General features: G+C 45.6%; 16 protein-coding genes. 1 reads left to right on the top strand and 15 read right to left on the bottom strand.

Going from position 1 to position 17,679, the window contains the following annotated elements; translation table 11 throughout:
* Positions 1-92: 92 nt before the first annotated feature.
* Both CAN90_RS07215 and CAN90_RS07210 read right to left on the bottom strand, forming a co-directional pair.
* A complete protein-coding gene (locus CAN90_RS07215) occupies positions 93-1,277 on the bottom strand; it encodes a cation diffusion facilitator family transporter (protein WP_085833167.1) in 1,185 nt (394 codons plus the stop codon).
* A gap of 23 nt (positions 1,278-1,300) precedes the next feature.
* Positions 1,301-1,831 (bottom strand): Fe-S-containing hydro-lyase, encoded by a 531-nt coding sequence (locus CAN90_RS07210; RefSeq protein ID WP_085833166.1) that lies wholly within the window; start codon positions 1,829-1,831, stop codon positions 1,301-1,303.
* A 283-nt stretch (positions 1,832-2,114) separates the two neighbouring features.
* On the opposite strand from CAN90_RS07210, the gene CAN90_RS07205 reads away from it, so the two are divergent.
* Positions 2,115-2,759: an HAD family hydrolase gene (locus tag CAN90_RS07205; protein WP_085833165.1), complete on the top strand. Its 645-nt coding sequence runs from the start codon at positions 2,115-2,117 to the stop codon at positions 2,757-2,759.
* 87 nt (positions 2,760-2,846) lie between these two features.
* Here the strand turns inward: CAN90_RS07205 and CAN90_RS07200 are convergent, their stop codons facing one another.
* The 13 genes from CAN90_RS07200 to mraZ all read right to left on the bottom strand — a co-directional run bounded on the left by CAN90_RS07200 (position 2,847) and on the right by mraZ (position 17,012).
* Complete coding sequence (locus CAN90_RS07200) at positions 2,847-3,770, bottom strand: magnesium transporter CorA family protein (RefSeq protein WP_085833164.1); 924 nt, start codon at positions 3,768-3,770, stop codon at positions 2,847-2,849.
* 288 nt (positions 3,771-4,058) lie between these two features.
* Positions 4,059-4,499, bottom strand: a complete 441-nt coding sequence (locus CAN90_RS07195; protein WP_085833163.1) for a GNAT family N-acetyltransferase — start codon at positions 4,497-4,499, stop codon at positions 4,059-4,061.
* A 165-nt stretch (positions 4,500-4,664) separates the two neighbouring features.
* Complete coding sequence (gene ftsZ, locus CAN90_RS07190; RefSeq protein ID WP_085833162.1) at positions 4,665-5,780, bottom strand: cell division protein FtsZ; 1,116 nt, start codon at positions 5,778-5,780, stop codon at positions 4,665-4,667.
* A 220-nt stretch (positions 5,781-6,000) separates the two neighbouring features.
* Entirely contained in the window at positions 6,001-6,921 is a 921-nt protein-coding gene (locus CAN90_RS07185) for a cell division protein FtsQ/DivIB (protein ID WP_085833161.1), read from the bottom strand.
* 43 nt (positions 6,922-6,964) lie between these two features.
* Positions 6,965-8,230, bottom strand: coding sequence for a UDP-N-acetylglucosamine 1-carboxyvinyltransferase (gene murA, locus CAN90_RS07180; RefSeq protein ID WP_085833160.1), 1,266 nt, complete (start codon positions 8,228-8,230; stop codon positions 6,965-6,967).
* Positions 8,231-8,292: 62 nt separating this feature from the next.
* Positions 8,293-9,417: an undecaprenyldiphospho-muramoylpentapeptide beta-N-acetylglucosaminyltransferase gene (gene murG, locus CAN90_RS07175; protein ID WP_085833159.1), complete on the bottom strand. Its 1,125-nt coding sequence runs from the start codon at positions 9,415-9,417 to the stop codon at positions 8,293-8,295.
* 14 nt (positions 9,418-9,431) lie between these two features.
* A complete protein-coding gene (ftsW, locus tag CAN90_RS07170; RefSeq protein WP_085833158.1) occupies positions 9,432-10,697 on the bottom strand; it encodes a putative lipid II flippase FtsW in 1,266 nt (421 codons plus the stop codon).
* Between the two features lie 95 nt (positions 10,698-10,792).
* Positions 10,793-11,809: a phospho-N-acetylmuramoyl-pentapeptide-transferase gene (mraY, locus tag CAN90_RS07165; RefSeq protein ID WP_085833157.1), complete on the bottom strand. Its 1,017-nt coding sequence runs from the start codon at positions 11,807-11,809 to the stop codon at positions 10,793-10,795.
* Positions 11,810-11,851: 42 nt separating this feature from the next.
* Complete coding sequence (locus CAN90_RS07160; RefSeq protein ID WP_085833156.1) at positions 11,852-12,403, bottom strand: hypothetical protein; 552 nt, start codon at positions 12,401-12,403, stop codon at positions 11,852-11,854.
* A 111-nt stretch (positions 12,404-12,514) separates the two neighbouring features.
* Positions 12,515-14,773, bottom strand: coding sequence for a penicillin-binding transpeptidase domain-containing protein (locus CAN90_RS07155; protein ID WP_085833155.1), 2,259 nt, complete (start codon positions 14,771-14,773; stop codon positions 12,515-12,517).
* 235 nt (positions 14,774-15,008) lie between these two features.
* Positions 15,009-15,497 (bottom strand): hypothetical protein, encoded by a 489-nt coding sequence (locus CAN90_RS07150; protein ID WP_085833154.1) that lies wholly within the window; start codon positions 15,495-15,497, stop codon positions 15,009-15,011.
* 38 nt (positions 15,498-15,535) lie between these two features.
* On the bottom strand, positions 15,536-16,465 hold the full coding sequence (rsmH, locus tag CAN90_RS07145; protein ID WP_085834314.1) for a 16S rRNA (cytosine(1402)-N(4))-methyltransferase RsmH: 930 nt from the start codon (positions 16,463-16,465) through the stop codon (positions 15,536-15,538).
* 127 nt (positions 16,466-16,592) lie between these two features.
* The gene (gene mraZ, locus CAN90_RS07140) at positions 16,593-17,012 is read right to left on the bottom strand and encodes a division/cell wall cluster transcriptional repressor MraZ (RefSeq protein WP_085834313.1); all 420 of its coding nucleotides are present in this window, start codon (positions 17,010-17,012) and stop codon (positions 16,593-16,595) included.
* Positions 17,013-17,679: the final 667 nt, after the last annotated feature.

Genomic DNA, 17,679 nt, shown 5'->3' with positions numbered 1-17,679 from the left:
TGTTCATTCAATTAAATTAGCACTCTAACACTTAAAGTGCTAAAAATATAGTAATACATATTCCATTAAAATGCAAGTATAAAATACAAATTTTACTTATCTCGAATAGGCGGCAAATCGTTATGGTCTACGGTGATAATCGCCTCACACTGCGGTTCCTGCGAATTGATTTTTTCTGATAAAAATACTTTTAGCTTTTCATCACTCCATGAAAAACGGTAAGGCACAACAATGTCGAAAATCACGCGAGATTCCTCGGGCTTCCACACCGCTTGAAAATCGTGCATGGTTATTTCGTCTGAAATAGTTCTTAGCGTCTCTTCCACATATATTTTCAATCGGTTTGCTCTCTCATCTCCTGTTACTACGGGGTCAAGGTGTATTACTAAGTGAATATTGCCGTCGGTAAGAAAGTCACGTTCAATTTTATCAATAATCTCATGGCTTTCCACAATATTGTGCTCTGCATCCATTTCACAATGAACCGAGGCAAAGCAGCGATCCGGCCCGTAGTTATGAATGTTCAAATCGTGCAGGCCAATGATACCCGGGTAAGCTAAAATTCTGTGGTAAAATTCCTCCACCATCTCTTTACTGGGCGCAAGACCTAGAAGAGGATTCGCGGTTTCCATCACCAAGCGGAACCCGGCGATTAAAATAAACACCGCAACACCAAGACCCAGCCAGCCATCCAGCTGCCATCCAGTATAGTAAGCAATAAATAAGCCAATTAAAACCGCACTGGTAGAAAGCGCATCGTTTCGGCTGTCTTGCGAGCTTGCAAGCAATGCAGTGGACTCTATGGTTGCACTGATTTTACGGTAAAACAGGCATTGCCACAGCTTTAGCAGTACGGATGCAATCAACGCAATGAGCATTGCCACGCCAAATTCGGTAGGCTGCGGGTCTATAATCTTCCCAATTGACGTTTGTGCAAGCTGGAAGCCAACCATAACGACCAAAAAAGAAACAACCATACCCGCTATATATTCAATTCTGGCATGGCCATAGGGATGCTCTGCATCCGCCGGTTTGGCAGAAAGGTGAAACCCGAACAGTGTTACCAGTGAAGAAGCTGAATCCGATAAGTTATTAAATGCATCTGCCATGATGGCGATGCTGTGAAAAAACAATCCTGTAAAAAGCTTAATCAAAAACAGAATCAAATTGGTTGCCACACCAACCCAACCGGCCAGCTTGCCATATCGTTCCCGATCATGGGGGTGATTCTCATTTTCTGATGGACGAACAAACAAACGGATTAGCAATTGTGTCATCCAAATGCTCCTTTCCGATTCCCTTATTCCGAAAATAAGCTATTCCCTTGGGAATCAATCGCTACAACGAGCGGCAAATCACAAAGCTCAAGCCGCTTAACCGATTCACAGCCTAAGTCTTCAAATGCAATTACCTCCAATGAGCGAACACATTGTGCGGCAAGTGCCCCGGCTCCGCCTATCGCACACAAATACACTGCCCCATTACGGCGAATTGCATTCACAACCTCTTGCGAGCGGTTGCCTTTACCAACCATTGCGGCGAGGCCGTTGTCGAGCAGGCGTGGTGCAAAGGGATCCATTCTTCCCGAGGTAGTAGGCCCACACGATCCAATCGCCATCCCTTCTGGTGTCGGTGTGGGGCCAGCATAATAAATAACTGCACCCTCTAACTCAAAAGGCAATGCTTTTCCCTCATCCATCAGTGCGAAAATGCGCTTGTGAGCAGCGTCCCTAGCGGTATAAACCGTGCCGGAAAGCAGAACTTGGTCACCTGCATGTAATGTTTTTGCTTGCTCTTTTAGTTTACTTGTAGTAAGCTTTCTCTTCTCCAAAACAACTCTCTCCTTTGATTTACCTATAAGCTTTATGATACAAAAAGACTGTCTGTATCTGATTTGGCAGCTTCGTTTTTCAGCAACTTTGTTGATTTTGGTGGTTTGCTTCTAAATATGAAATACGTTATAATAATTCCAGTACGGTTCAAAGATGCACTTTTTAAAATTATAGCAATTGAGCCGTCATGCAATTAAGCCTGTGTATATGACATGTGCAACCGGGCTCTCTATTGCGGATTAATTTCCCGTGTGGCACGGGTAAACAGAAAGGACTGCAAGCATGGCAACACCAGAAAAGCTGATTGTTTTTGATTTAGATGGCACTCTGCATCGTACCGAAGTTTTTGCCGTAAAGATTCACCAATTGGTACAGGAAGAATTCGGATACCCCGTACAATCGTCAGAATTTATTCAGAGCACATTTGGAATGCCCTCCCAAGAATACCTGCCAGCCCTTTTGCCCGGCTCAAATGAAGAAATTCAAAGAAACTACGTGCAAAGAGTTGTTGAGCTGGAAAACGACTACTTATATTTGGCAGAGGCGTATTCCGGCAGTGCAGAAATGCTTGAGCGGCTTCGTGCAGATGGTTGGGTTACGGCAGTATGCTCCAATTCTTCCACAAGATATATCAGTTCTGTACTCAAAGCCATAGGGCTAGATGAGCTCATTGATGAAATACAGCCTTTGGAGGCCGATTTGCATTCCAAAGACGAAAGCCTTGCCCGCCTACTTGCCAGATTGCAGCCGAAGAAGGCACTGATGGTTGGCGATACAATTTTCGATTTGGATGCTGCTCGCAAAAACAACCTACCATTCATTGGCTGCCTGTATGGCTTTCGCCCAGCAGAAATGGCAACAGCAGACCGTAAAGTTGAAAACGCAGGCGAAATTTTCGCCGCAGCGCAGGAGCTTTTATTCTCTTAACTCACCACAAAACACAACATACGTCCTATATCAGACTATGCAAATGGGAGCCGTTTCCGGCTCCCTTGTTTTTTGCTTGTGCGGCAACTAAAGCATATTCTTTTTCCGCAGAAAATATGCTGCGGCTAGCATGCATACAGTTGCCATTCCAACCGGAAACCAGAACTCTGGTATCGGCAAACCGCTTACGTTCATACCGTACATACTGGAGATAACGGTAGGGATGGAAATAATCAGCGTAATAGAAGCCAGCACCTTCATCACAATGTTCAAATTATTTGAGATAATCGACGCAAACGCATCCATTGTGCCAGACAAAATATTCAGGTGAATGTTCGACATTTCAATCGCCTGCTTGACCTCGATGAGAACATCTTCCAACAAATCTTGGTCTTCCTCATATAAACGCACGGCACGACCACGCATAATTTTTTCAATAGTAATCTCATTGGCCTTTAACGAAGAGGAAAAGTAAACCAACGATTTTTGAATGCTCAGTAAATGAAACAGCTCTGAATTCTTCATCGATTTACGAAGCTCCGCTTCCACCTGCATGCTGATTTTATCAATTTGCTTTAGGTACTGCAAATATCGCGTCGCAACCCGCAGCATAATGTTCAAAATAAAGCGGGTTTTCAGATTTGTTTGTACTCCCTTAACGACACCTTCGGTAAATTCATTGAGAAGAGGGTTCTCTCGTGTCATCACAGTAATCACAGTTTTCTCTGTAAGGATAATACCAAGTGGCATCGTGGTGTACACTAGGCCATCTTCGTTTTTCTCCACACACGGAATATCGATGATAATTAAGGTGTTGCCATCCTCAGAATCAATATGAGAAGATTCCTCTTCATCCGTTGCAGCACGAAAGAAATCTGGCTCAATTGAAAAATCCTGAATCAACCCGTTAATCTCTTCCTCTTTTGGGGCTATACAATGAATCCAACAACCCGGCTCGTACTCCGGAATCAGCTGAATTTTGCCATCAATGGTTTTATAATAGGTTAGCATTAGCACTCAACTCCTTACTGCGCGCAAATGCTCCCCTGCATAAAAAAGCAAAGGCCGCACCGCACACCATTTTTTCGTATGGGATAATCGCCCAAAGGGTCCGCTTTCACGATGCCGCCTCCTTATAATTGAAATTTTAATTTGACCCACAAGTAATTATAGCACAAAAAACCGAGATTGCAAGAGAAATCGGGGCTTTTCGGAGCGTCTTGCTTCAAATTCCGTCTATTCGGCGTTTTTAGAGCTTTTTTGCCCGAATTTGATTAAATTTAAGTAAATTGCACCGAATTATAAATTGGTAGTAAAACTATACCCATGTCGTTCAAAATTTAGGGATTCATAAAAATGGTGTGCCCGTTCGCGCTTAACATTGCTGGAAAGAGCTACTTTATAGCACCCTGCTTTTTTGCCCTCCTCTAGTGCAAAACGAATCATTTGCTCACCTACACCTTGCCCGCGGCACTCCTCTAATACAACTACATCTTCAATTACACCAGCAAAATCCCCGCACAGCCCTTTTAAGATTGCCAACGAGAAAGTTCCTACAACGCGTTCATCATCCAAGGCTATAAAAACCTTGTAATAGGGGTAACGAGCCATCTCCTCCAGAATGCGTTCCGATTCCTCCAGAGAAACAGATTCTTCGGTATGAAAATCCGGCTGATGATATAGTTCCCGGATAACGGGCAAATCTTCATGATTTGCCTGCCGTACCACAACTTTTATCATAATTTTTCTCCTAAAATAATGTTAATAAGAGTTTTAATATAATTAACTTGATAAAAACAGGACAGAGAAGCACCCTGTCCTGTCCATTTTTCGTGATATTATTGTTAGACGAATGGTTATACACTCGAATAAACGATATGTAAACCCAAAGCTATACTATGTCAATTAGCGATTAAAAATTGACATAATGTCGGTAAAGGTATCGTCTTCATCGAGTCCGGTCGCTTTGTCTCCCTGACCCTGCTGTGGTTTTACCACACTGCCGGAAGAAGAAACCGGAGTGCTGTTATTTCGAACCGACGGGTTTACCTGCTGAGGGGAACCGTCATGCGTTGCAAAGCCGGTTGCGATTACTGTAACGCTCATTTCATCCTCCATGGATTCATCGAATGCAGTACCCCATATGATATTGGCTTCTTCATGAGCCTGCTCCTGAATCATGCTGGCAGCTGTTTCAATTTCGTCCAGCCCAATGTCAGGGGAAGATGTAATGTTGATGATAACACCCTTAGCGCCGCTGATGGAAGTTTCCAGAAGCGGGCTAGAAATAGCCATGCTGGCCGCAAGCTGTGCTTTCTCTTTGCCAGAAGCACGCCCAACGCCCATATGCGCATAACCTGCGTCCTTCATAACCGCACAGATGTCGGCAAAATCCAGATTAACAAGGCCGGGTAATTTAATCAAATCTGAAATACTCTGCACACCCTGGCGCAGAACATCATCCGCAATGGTAAACGCATTCAGTAAGGTGATACGCTGCTCGCTAACAAGCTTTAAGCGCTCATTGGGAATCACAACAAGAGAATCTACATGCTCGCGCAACGCAGATATACCGCTTTCTGCTTGCTCCATGCGGCGCCTTCCTTCAAAAGTAAAGGGTTTTGTAACAATACCAATTGTGAGAATACCCATATCGCGTGCAATTTCTGCAACAATAGGAGCTGCTCCCGTACCGGTTCCACCACCCATACCGGCGGTTATAAATACCATATCGCTTCCGCGCAGAACGGCAGCAATTGCCTCGCGGCTTTCTTCTCCGGCCTTCTGCCCTATTTCAGGCTTGGAGCCGGCGCCTTTTCCGTGGGTGATTTTATCGCCGATCTGAATCTTCTGCATCGCTTTCGAACGGAACAGCGCCTGCTTGTCCGTATTGACCGTGATAAATTCAACCCCCTGAACTCCCGAGACCACCATGCGATCTACTGCGTTGTTTCCACCGCCGCCAACACCAATTACTTTTATCTGCACGATGTTGTCTTCATTATCGATTTCAAAAGGCATCTGCTGCATCCTCCTGTCGTTTTATATAAAAAAAATTGTAATCATTTGAAAAGCAAAAAGCTAAATGAGATAAAGTGATAATCGCTTTCACATTTCTGTTCGTTTCTCCATTTGCTATCTTATTTAATTTAACACTTTTCTGGCAAAAATTCAATAACTTGTCCATGTATTCACAGAAAATTAAGGGGTTTTTCCCTTAAATGGGATATATTACTAAAAACTAAGCGGTAGATGACATAACAGTGGACGAGGATGAAGTGGCCGGTGCAGATTTTGCGGGAGAACTAGGCACTACACCGTTGGGGTCAAAATAAGCGCGGTCATCCTCTTTTGCACTGCTCAGGTTTAGAACCCCCTTTTCCTCTTTCCTTATATTATCCTCTCCCTGAGCATTTTTGCCGTCTAGAATTGTTTTTCCAAATCGAATTTTATAATCCAAATCTGCAGAAGAACCAAGGTTCATTGTAATTCGCCCATCGTACACCATGAGAATTCGGTAAGGGTCACTAATATCTATCTTAGTAACAGAGGTAAATGCATTGTTTTTAATCGATTGAGTAAGCTGCTCATACAATACTCTTGAGCTAGCATCTTTATAAACTGCAAGCTTACCCGGTACGGAGGAGGAAAGAGCTAGTCCCACAATTAAGGTGCATTTTTCTGGCAGCTTTTTTGTTTGCTCCAGCACCTTGCCGGAGGACGTAAGAAGTGTGTAGCTTCCACCGGCTTCTACTGCTCCTGCCACTTGAGCCGACTCCACCTGAATGGATATTTCAGCCGGAAGCTTACGAGAAACCTTTACGGTTCCTATGTAAGGCAGCTTTTGCTCTATTTGTTCCTGCGCATGCTTTGTTTTAGCTAAAAAAAGGTTTTCTCCCTTTTGAATTCCACATGCAGCAATAATTTGTTCCTGTGAGTAGCGGGAGGTTCCCGTAACCTGTATGGAATGAATCTGAAACAGCACGGTAAGCGAAAGAGTGACAGCCGCCCCCAGTACAACTAGGAACATAAGGGCATAAAATATCCGCAATCGTCTCTTTCTCTTTTTATGCCGTACCCGTGGGGCGCGACTGCTCTCTGCATGGCGCGCCCGTTCCGTTTCGGGCCGGGTACCCGGTTTTGTACGTCTATTTTGATCCATTGTTTTAAAACCTCCGGAAACCGGGGATTTTAGTTACCCCGCTTTATTCAATCCTTTGAATGGAGGCGCCTACCGCGGCAAGGCTTAGCTCCATTTGTTCGTAGCCTCTATCAATGTGGCGAAGACCTTCCACCTGCGTAATACCTTCTGCCGCGAGGCCTGCAATCACAAGCGCGGCACCACCCCGTAAATCCGGAGACTCAACAGAGGCACCCGAAAGCCTTGGAACACCTTGCACTACAGCCACACGACCCTCCACCTTTATGTTGGCACCCAAACGCAGTAATTCGCCAACATGCTTAAAACGACTTTCAAATATGTTTTCAACAAACACACTTGTTCCGTTTGCCAGTGCTGTCATTGCCATAACGGGCGCCTGCGCATCGGTTGGAAAACCCGGGTAAGGCATGGTACGAACACTTTTTACAGGTAAGAGCCGCTGAGGAGCCGTTATTTTGAGCTCATCGTCACAGAACATGAGGTTACAGCCACTTTCTTCAAACACCGGTATCATCGGCTCTAAGTGCCGAGAATCAATCCTGCGTATTAAAAGTGAGCTTCCCGTAGCAGCTGCCGCTGCCATATAAGTTGCTGCCGCAATACGGTCTGGAATTACACTGTGCTCACAGCCGTAAAGCTTTGGTACACCCTCAATTACAATCGTGCTTTCTCCTGCACCGCGTATTTTACCCCCGCAGGCATTGAGAAAATTGGCCAAATCACAAATCTCTGGTTCACGTGCTGCATTCGTGATTACGGTAGTACCTTTGGCGCATACGGCTGCAATCATTACGTTTTCCGTAGCACCTACACTGGGGAAGGAGAAACCAATTTTCGCTCCTTTTAACCCATCAGGAGCACTGCAATCCAGGCACCCATGGTCTTCCTCAATTTCCACTCCCATACGGCGAAGCGCAGCTAAATGCAAATCGATTGGTCGTGGCCCCAGCTCACAGCCGCCGGGGAAAGAAAGCTTGGCGCGCCCGGTTCGAGCTACAATAGCCCCTAAAAATACGATGGAGGACCGCATCTCTCTCATCAGATAATCTGGAATATCGCTGTGGCTGATTCCCGAAGAATCAATAGTTACGTCACCGCCGCTGCGGTTGACCCGGCAGCCTAAATACCGGAGAATCTTCGCACAGGTTTCCACATCTGACAAAACAGGGCAGTTATGTAACACTGTCTCTGTGTTACAGAGCATAGACGCCGCCAATATGGGCAGAGTGCTGTTTTTTGCTCCATGGACAAGGATTTCCCCCTGTAACGTTTTGTGTCCTTCTATCAAAAATTTTGCCACTTCAAACACCCTTTCTTGCCTATTGTGCTTTGCTATATTATGCAAAAGCAAGTCGGGTGTGTGACTGTGAACTATTCTGTCGTATGCAGCGTTTCGAGCATAATTTTATAAATTCTTTCGCTAGCGTCTAAAAAGGCCATTTTTTTTGCATTCTTACCTAATTCTGTTACACCGCCAGCGGATGAAAAAGCCGTTTCAACCTTACTGAGAAGTGCTTCGCCAGATAAGTCTTTTTCTTCTAAAAGCATAGCGGCCTTGCGGCGAACCAAAGCCATTGCATTGTGGTACTGGTGATTTTCTGCAACGTTTGGCGAGGGTATTAAAATGGACGCTTTCCCCTGTGCCTGCAGCTCACTGAGTGTGATGGCTCCTGCACGGCATATGACAAGATCTGCAGCTGCCATACAATCCGGCATATTGCGTATGTACTCTTTGAGCTGTATATTTTTTGCTTTCTTTTCATCCAAACCTTTTTCCCGCAATAGTGTAGGCAGCCAGCCGCCATTTTGACCATAGCCATGAATATGCTGGTATTTTTGAGTTTTGGAGCTTGAGAGCAAAGGCTCTACCATTGCTTCATTAATGCTTCTAGCTCCCAGACTGCCGCCAAAGGATAAAATAACCGGACGTTCGTCCAGCCCAAGAGCGCGGCGAGCACGTTCACGGTCAGCCCGCAAAATCTCTTGCCGTACCGGGTTACCGGTTACCGTACACCTTGCGCCGGAGGCCATATATTTTTTTGCATCCTCCACCGCAAGCATTACGTGGTTTACTTTACCGGAAAGCACCTTATTTGTTACACCTGGATAAGCATTTTGCTCATGGATTAAAGTGGGAATCCCCATTTTAACCGCCTCACGAATGACCGGGCCGCTTACATAGCCTCCCGTACCAATGCAAAGGTCTGGAGCAAACTCTCGTAATATTCGTTTCGATTCCACACTGGAGGTAACAATGCGCACCAGTGTTTTAACGTTTCTTGCCATAGCTTTTAGTGTTAACCTGCGCTGAAAGCCTGAGATGGTGATACTTTGGAACGAAAAGCCCGCTTCCGGTACCAAGCGTTCCTCCATCCCGCCTTTGGCACCCACATATAAAATCTGGGCGTCGAGCTGCTGCTCCCGCAGATACCCCGCAATTGCGAGAGCGGGATTAATATGCCCGGCGGTGCCACCGCCGGCAAATAAAACCTTCATTTTGGAAAAGCCCCCTACGTTTTTTCAATCGCGGATGTTCGTGAAATGGAAAGAACCACGCCCATCTGCGCCAAAAGCAGCACCAGCGACGTACCCCCATAACTAAAGAACGGCAAGCTAATGCCGGTATTGGGAATCGTGTTGGTGATAACCGCAATATTTAAGACCACCTGTAAACCAACCTGCAAGGTAAGCCCAATGCCGAGCAACATGCCGAATTTATCCTTTGCTTTGAGCGATATGGTGACTCCCCGCCAAACCAGAAGCGCAAAGAGAATCACAATAATCAACGCACCAATAAACCCCAGCTCCTCACAAACGATTGCAAAGATGAAATCGTTCTGCGGCTCAGGCAAATACAGGTATTTTTGACGTGACTGACCAAGACCAAGGCCTAAAAGCCCGCCAGAACCAATCGCATACAGAGACTGGCGTGTTTGCCATGTATCTGCAAGCAGGTTTTTCTCTGTGGTAAAGGGATCCAGCCACGCAACAACACGATCGTTCGCATAGCTGAACTCCGATGTAAACAAAACCAAATAGGCAAGACCTGCTAAAGCCATGCCGAAGGCAGCACCAAACCAGCGCAGCGGCACGCCTCCAATAAAGAGCATCATGCCCGCCAACGCAATGATAATAACCGCAGCGGAAACGTGAGGTTCACGAATCAGCAGTATGACCGTGATAGCCAATAAAATGACATATGGAAGAACACCGTAGCGAGCGGTATCCATACGCTTAAAATTGATCGAAATAAGATGCGCAAAGCACAAAGTCATCGCGAACTTTGCAATTTCAGACGGCTGAAAACCAAATAAGCCGAGGTTAATCCAGCGATGAACGCCTTTAACCGCTGGCAAAAACAGCACAATTACCAGCAGCGCATAGCTTACCAGAAGCAACGGCAGCGCGAACCGGTGTAGATGATGATAGTCAAAATAAGAAATGAACAGCATTAATATGATTCCCAGTACAGCGAACGATACCTGGCGAACAATGAAGTAATAGCTGTTCCCATAATTATAATACGCATAGGCATAGCTGGCAGAAAACAACATGACAAGGCCAATTACCACCAGCACCATAACCAAAAATAGAAATGGCATATCAAGACCCGAGCGCACGGAAAACACCCGGAACTTCTTTTTCACCCGTTTTGTTAAGGGCATCGTTCTTGTTGCCGCAGCCTGTTTCGGCTCCGATGAGTTCCGTTCCGCTATTGGCTTTCTCGCTCCGCGTGTCTGCGGCGGAATCGGCTTTCTTTTGCTTTCACCGGACATCGACACCCCTCCTTTTACACGAAATATATCTTAACACATTCTAACGCCGCAATCTGTCAAAGCTTGCCGACTCCGTGGTGCGGCAAGCACAGCGCTTATAAACCTTTTATAATACTGAACAATGCCAAGGCACCACCGGCAAGGGTCACCAGTGAAAACACCAGGCAGATTTTAATCTCACTCCAACCGCACATTTCAAAATGATGGTGAATCGGGCTCATTTTAAATAAGCGTTTTCCGTGGGTTGCTTTGAAATAGCTCACTTGCAGAACCACAGACAACATTTCACATAGATAAACAATGCCAATGGGAAGCAAAAGAATGGGTAGGTTCATCCCAAAAGCAAGTGCGCATACCATACCACCCAGAAATAGTGAACCGGTGTCCCCCATAAAAACCTTTGCGGGATTAAAGTTCCAAATTAGAAAGCCTAGGCAGGCACCTGCGAGTGCACCTGCAACAATTCCAATTCCGTTCATTGCCAGCACACCAGAGATTACTAGAAAAGACAGTGCGGCAAAAAAGGTAACTGACCCATTTAGGCCGTCAATTCCATCTGTAAAATTAACAGCATTTACTACACCCACAATAATAATCATTGCTAATACCCAGTACAGCATACCAAAGTTAACGCTGCCCACAAAAGGAATTAACGTTGAGGAGCCCATTCCAGAAAGATACAAGGTTGCAAGGTAGGCACCTGCCGCCAAGAACTGCAACACCAGCTTTTGGCGAGCGGTAAGGCCAAGGTTACGCTTCTTAACTACCTTAATATAATCGTCAAAAAAACCAATTGCTCCAAATGCCAAAGCCATGCCAAGGCCGCCAAAGATACGTGTTCTCATATTTAAGGGTTCTAATAGTGTATTACCAGAAGCACTGCCAAAGTAATAGACGGGAATAAAAATCACGATAGATGCTGTAATCCCCAAAATAAACATGATTCCTCCCATTGTGGGAGTACCTTGCTTTTTCTTATGCCATTTAGGGCCGTCTTCCAAAATCGTTTGCCCAAAATGCACCTTGCGTAAAAATGGAATTAACCATTTACCTGATATTCCGGTAATAAGAAATGCAGTAACTGCAGCTGCTCCTATTTCAAACCCTGTCATTTGCTGTTCCACCTTTTATGTTCTGTTATTTTCTCCTGTACTTCAGCCAAAATTCCGGCTTAAACGCGGAATTTCATTGAGCGCATCCGTAACCCGTGCAAACGGAATACCACAACGGGTTGCAGCGAGCGCCGCCACCAAAGCCGGGCGAATTTCCTGCTCCTCTGCCATTGCAACACGGCCTACAATTCCTCCGCACTCCAACTCAAACACAACCCCATAGCTATTGGGGCGTATATTGCGGGCAAAAACGTCTGCTTCCGGTCTATGCACGGAATAGCTCACCCGCTGCGCGCCTGGAAGAACCGGGAGAGCCGTTTCATATTCTACCGCGTGGTAGCGGAAAGGGCAAGAGATACTTTGCGAGAATATTTCTGAACTTTCCAGTAATGTATAGTCTAATCCTTCTAACCGAACCGGCGTGCTGTCTGGGGAAACCAGCAGGAAATCGGTTGCAGGCATTTGTGATAGATCGCAAGTTACCCGGTGACCGCTGCTCTCCAGTAAATAGTATAGTAGCCTTGCCGCTTCAGGATTTTCAATTGCCAATAGCTTTACTTGGGGCTTGGTTTGCTCCGAATACCACGGTTTCATATTCCATCCTCCGTAAAGTTCTGTGGTTTTATACACAGAAGCTTTCTAAAAGCGATTGTTTTCTCAACCCCGCCCTGTGACGGGGTTGAGAAAAGCGTTTGTTCCAACACATTATTGCACTTGGTCAAACTCAATAAAACCAACATTTACAACTGTACCGGGAGACACCTTTGTACCCGCAGTGATGCTCTGCGAATGTGACTGTGCCTTACCGCCGGTTAACGCTGCGCCAGACACCGTAATATTAATGCCTGCCTCTGCCGCCGCACTATTTGCCTGCGATAAGCTAAGGCCTACCAAATTAGGAACAGTAACCTGGCGGTTGCCGCTGTCTGCATCGGTCATCAGCACTACCGTACCATTTTGCGGTACGCTCTTACCGGGCTCCGGAATTTGTTTTACAACCGTATCGCCGTTTCCATACACCTTTTGCTTTAGGCTTACTTTTTGAATTGCAGCTTTTGCAACATCCAGCTTCTTACCTGTTACGTCCGGTGTGGCTACATCCAGTTTTTCCATTTCGGCATCCGTATATTTCCGTTCAACTCCCAAATACGGTAAAATTTCTTCCATCATCTTTGCAAACACCGGACCTGCGACCGCACCACCGTAGTAGCTGTCTCCCTGCGGTTCGTCAAAGAATACAAGCAAGGCAATCTGTGGGTCATCTGCGGGTGCAAAGCCGCAATAAGAGGCAATGTACTCCATCTTTTTCTTACCACCGGCAATATACTCTGCCACTTTTTCAGAGGTACCAGTTTTACCTGCCACGCGATAGCCGGGGATATAACCGTTCTTTGCGGTACCTGTAGTCGCATTCATCTGTAAAATCTTGCTCATTCGGCGCGAAACATCTTCTGAAATTACCTGACGTTTTACCTTTGCGTCAACAGACTGTACAATATTGCCGTCACTGTCAAGCACCTGGCTCACCACATGAGGCTGAACTAAATTGCCGCCGTTTGCCACTGCTGCGGCTGCGGTTATCATTTGAATGGGAGTAATACTAAAATTCTGGCCAAAAGACTCGGTTGCCAGCTCTACGGGGTTTAGCTGGCTGGCAGTATAATAAAGGCTCCCCGCTTCGCCGGGCAGGTCAACACCTGTTTTTTCGGTGAGACCAAAGGCGGCAAAGTATTTAAAGAAGCGTTCTGCACCCAGCATCTCACCTACTCGGATGAACACCGGGTTACAGGAGTTCATAAGTCCCTGCACAAAGGTTTCGCCGCCGTGTCCGCCGTGCTTCCAGCATCGAATCGTCGTGCCAGATACAACTGCAGCACCATTGCAGGAGAACTGTGTGTTTTCATTAACCACACCCTCCTCCATTCCCATGGAGCCGGTGACCATCTTAAATACAGAACCAGGGTAGTATGTATCACTAACTGCTTTGTTTCTCCACTGCGCCTGCTGGGCAACCATTTTAGCCTGTGATTTCGCTTGCTTAATTTTTTTGCCTTCTTCCGTGTTACTATCACCATCCGGCATATTTGCAACACGAGCTGCTTCAGTGGGGTCTGATATAATCAGGGGGAAGTTCGGGTCAAAATCTCCCTTTACTGCAAGGCCAAGAATCGCACCGGTCTTTACATCCATAGCAACGGCGGTTGCGCGGTTCTTCACCTTGTTGTTTACTACGCCTTCTTCCAAATACTTCTCCAGAAAATGCTGCACAATTTCATCAATGGTAAGCACCATGCTGTAACCATCCTGGGCTTCCACCTTTTGTTCATATTGGAAGGGCATATCGGTTCCAATTGCATTTTTGGCTGTAACAAGTCGCCCGGCGGTGCCGGTAAGCTGCTTGTCATAGTACGCTTCCAAACCGGAAAGGCCTTGGTTATCGGTTCCTGTAAACCCTAATATAGAAGCGGCAAAGCTGCCAAAGGGATAATAGCGTTTATAATCTTCAATTAAACGTATGCCGTTGCCAATCTTTTTTTCTTCTTTAAATTTTAAGATTTGGTCTTTTACTTCGGTATCTACCTTACGTTTCAGTACATCATAATAGCTTTTTTTCTTGGCGTGCTCCATTACTTCATTTTTATCCATCCCAAGAATACTGGACAAGCCCGTGGCGATATTCTCGCGCTGTTCATCGGTTGTAAGGTAGGCAGGCTCGAGCACCACCGTCCACACGGTTGCACTCTGTGCAAGCGGACGCATATTGCGGTCGTATATTGTTCCACGCATTGCTGGAATCGTTGTATCTTTCATTTGCTGCTCGACGGCGCGCTCCTGAAGACTTTGCCCCTCCACAATTTGCAGCTTAATTAAACTGAAAATGATGGCTCCAAACCCGATCACCATAAATACAGCCAACAGAAAGAGTGTTCTGCGCCACATTCTTATGGTTGTTCCTTTTGCCATAACACAATCCCCCGCACTTTCCGGCATACATGCTTTTGTATAATGAGTATTCAACTTCCAGCTCTTAATTGACTGGTATCGGTCAAAAACTTCATTATTCGAAGTTCTGGATTTATCTACGAAATTGGTAAAACATTGTTACAAAAACGAGAGTTAAGATTATCTCTCAACTCTCGGCTATCCATTCCCGGCTCACACAGCTCCGGTATTCATACTTATTTGTAAGCCGCCATAATTATGACAGCAGGTTTTGAAGCGAATTCCATGCGGAGGTCCACCAGTTACCTGCCGCATTGGGGTCAAGAACATGCCCTTTGTCGCCGGGAGATAATTTAATGCACTCTACTTGATTATATGTAATCTTACGCATGCCCAGTTGATCCTTTGCGTACACCTCGGCGGCCTGGAGGGTCATGCGGGAATCAGATTTCACTTTCAGCTGTGTATGTACGCTTTTTTGCTCATCCATTCTTTTGGTGGCAACATTTATCTGCTCAGTAAGCTCAGTAAGCTGAACCTGACCATACACCAAAGTACCCAGAATAGAAACCATAATAGCCATAAAAAAGAAGGTAGCGACCAGTCTGAATGATTTTCGCTTAGGGCGTCGATTTTCCTCTAACTGCCTGGAAGGCAGCTCAATGACATTACTCGGCTTTCTAGGAAGCTCTTTTTGCTGGGGCTCAAACAGAGAAAAATCGTATGCCGTATTTTGCTTGCTCATTGACTGGTGACACTCCTTCCTAATGTTCGTACTCTAAATTACAGCTTTGTGCAGACTCTCAACCGCGAGCTGCGACTGCGTGGATTTTCAACTAGTTCTTCTTCAGAAGGCGAAAGCCCTCTTTTATAAAGAAGCTCTGCCTGCGGGGTTTTTCCGCACACGCATACCGGGAAATCCGGCGGGCAAACACACCCTTGGCACCACTGCGCCATTCTTTTTTTCACAATGCGGTCTTCTAATGAATGAAAGGTGATTATCGCGAGACGCCCACCTGTATTTAATAATGAAAAAGCAGCGTTAAGCCCTTCAGAAAGACGGTCAAGCTCACCGTTCACTTGAATTCGAAGCGCCTGAAAGGTTTTGCGTGCCGGGTGCCCCGGTTCTCTGCGCACTGCCGCTGGAACAGACTGCCGAACAACCTCAGCTAGCTGTAAAGTGGTGGTAATGGGGCTTTCTAATCTGGCTGCAACTATCCCCTTGGCAATACGAACGGCGCTTTTCTCTTCACCGTATTGGCTTAGTATTCTGGCAAGCTCTTGCCAAGTAAGCGTATTTACAAGGTCTGCCGCGCTTGTCCCCTTTTGGCTCATGCGCATATCAAGAGGTGCATCCTGATGATACGAAAAACCGCGTTCTGCTGTGTCTAACTGGTGGGAGGAAACGCCAATATCCATCAATATACCGTCTACCCCATGAAAGCCACATTCCTCCGCAAGGGTTGCCATTTGAGAAAAGTTCCCCTGACGAACCAGCACATTGGGGAAATTCCCCAATCTTTTTTTTACCGCCTGAATCGCATCCGGGTCTTGGTCAATTGCCAAAAGGGTTCCCTCTGAGCCAAGGCGCTTAGCAATTGCCTCAGAGTGGCCACCGCCGCCTGCGGTTCCATCAATATAAATTCCATTCGGCTTTATATTTAAAGATTCAATTGTTTCTTGAAACAATACCGGTACATGCTCAAAGCTCACAGTCATTCACCCCGCTCTATAACGAAAATTAGATACCCGCTCACCAGCGAGAATTCCAATGGTTCATCCTCAAGCGGCGGTCATTCTCCCGCTTCGAGTTCTAAGGCCATTTTGCTTAAAAATCCTATTACAGCTCCAGAAGATCCATCGCTTCTGCAATGCTGTCTTCCGTTAGGCCAGAGTTAAACTCTGCCCAGCGTGCTGCATCCCAGATTTCAGCCCTGCTAGAAGCACCAATTACTGCTACATCTTTTTGAATTTGTGCGTAATCCCGTAGCTGCTGTGGAATTAATACACGACCCTGCTTGTCCGGCTCAACCTCAGCCGCACCGGAAAAGAAAAAGCGTTGAAGGCCTCTGGCTTTCGAGATTGGCATTTGCCGAATTTTCTCCTGCAAACGCTCCCACTCAATTCCAGAAAGCACAAAAAGGCACCCATCTAAGCCTTTTGTGATGTAAAACCGCTCACCCAAATCTTCGCGGAATCGGGCGGGAATAATCACTCGGCCTTTTGGATCAATATTATGTTGGTATTCACCAATCAACATAACAGTTTGTCCGGGCAGCAAATGCAAACCACTTTGCTCTACTTCCCTCCACCTTTCACCACTTTTGTATAAATTATAAAGGATTGAGGGGAAAAAAGCAATCTTTTTTTTCGCCCTGTATACGACACAAACCAAGTAAATTCGGGGGTTAAAAGCAGTATTCGTTCTGATTATTGGAAAGTATTTCCTCAAAAATTTTTACTTATTATTATTTATAATCTGGGTGACTTTCCCTTAACAAGCAAAATCTTATATCATTTCTGTTGTTTATCCTCCACTTAACCCTTAAAACAGCACTAAAACCAGATTATATATCCAAACCCAAACTAATTGGAAATGTCTCAGCCAAAGGTTTAAATCTCTCTAAAAGGAGTGAAAACAGGACAAGAATCTTAAAAACTTACTTTATGTTTTTCCTTTTCATTACTGTCCTGCAATTAAAACAGTTTTAAATCTGTTGCTTTTTGCATGAATACTGTTTGCTTTAAAGAGAAAACCAAAAATTGTGAAGACAAAATCGCCAATGACATCTCTCCTGCAACAGTTAACTAGATACTATGCCTTTTAAGTCCATAAAATTAGAAAGAGAAGCCGGTGTCTTTTAAACACCGGCTTCTCTTTGTTCAGGCTTCAATGGTAACAGTATCTTCTATTGTGATTCCTCTGC

Source organism: Clostridium merdae, assembly GCF_900176635.1.
GTDB classification, from domain to species: domain Bacteria; phylum Bacillota; class Clostridia; order Oscillospirales; family Acutalibacteraceae; genus Faecalispora; species Faecalispora merdae.
Note: the sequence above shows the minus strand (reverse complement) of the source record. Positions and strands in the feature narration are given on the sequence as shown.

Bases quoted from the DNA above. Each gene is read 5' to 3' on its own strand.
- ftsZ (WP_085833162.1), bottom strand. From the start codon at position 5,780: ATGCCTTTTGAAATCGATAATGAAGACAACATCGTGCAGATAAAAGTA.
- mraZ (WP_085834313.1), bottom strand. From the start codon at position 17,012: ATGTTGATTGGTGAATACCAACATAATATTGATCCAAAAGGCCGAGTG.
- CAN90_RS07195 (WP_085833163.1), bottom strand. From the start codon at position 4,499: ATGATAAAAGTTGTGGTACGGCAGGCAAATCATGAAGATTTGCCCGTT.
- mraY (WP_085833157.1), bottom strand. From the start codon at position 11,809: ATGACAGGGTTTGAAATAGGAGCAGCTGCAGTTACTGCATTTCTTATT.
- murG (WP_085833159.1), bottom strand. From the start codon at position 9,417: ATGAAGGTTTTATTTGCCGGCGGTGGCACCGCCGGGCATATTAATCCC.
- CAN90_RS07160 (WP_085833156.1), bottom strand. From the start codon at position 12,403: ATGAAACCGTGGTATTCGGAGCAAACCAAGCCCCAAGTAAAGCTATTG.
- CAN90_RS07205 (WP_085833165.1), top strand. From the start codon at position 2,115: ATGGCAACACCAGAAAAGCTGATTGTTTTTGATTTAGATGGCACTCTG.
- ftsW (WP_085833158.1), bottom strand. From the start codon at position 10,697: ATGTCCGGTGAAAGCAAAAGAAAGCCGATTCCGCCGCAGACACGCGGA.
- CAN90_RS07215 (WP_085833167.1), bottom strand. From the start codon at position 1,277: ATGACACAATTGCTAATCCGTTTGTTTGTTCGTCCATCAGAAAATGAG.
- CAN90_RS07185 (WP_085833161.1), bottom strand. From the start codon at position 6,921: ATGGATCAAAATAGACGTACAAAACCGGGTACCCGGCCCGAAACGGAA.
- CAN90_RS07200 (WP_085833164.1), bottom strand. From the start codon at position 3,770: ATGCTAACCTATTATAAAACCATTGATGGCAAAATTCAGCTGATTCCG.
- CAN90_RS07150 (WP_085833154.1), bottom strand. From the start codon at position 15,497: ATGAGCAAGCAAAATACGGCATACGATTTTTCTCTGTTTGAGCCCCAG.
- CAN90_RS07155 (WP_085833155.1), bottom strand. From the start codon at position 14,773: ATGGCAAAAGGAACAACCATAAGAATGTGGCGCAGAACACTCTTTCTG.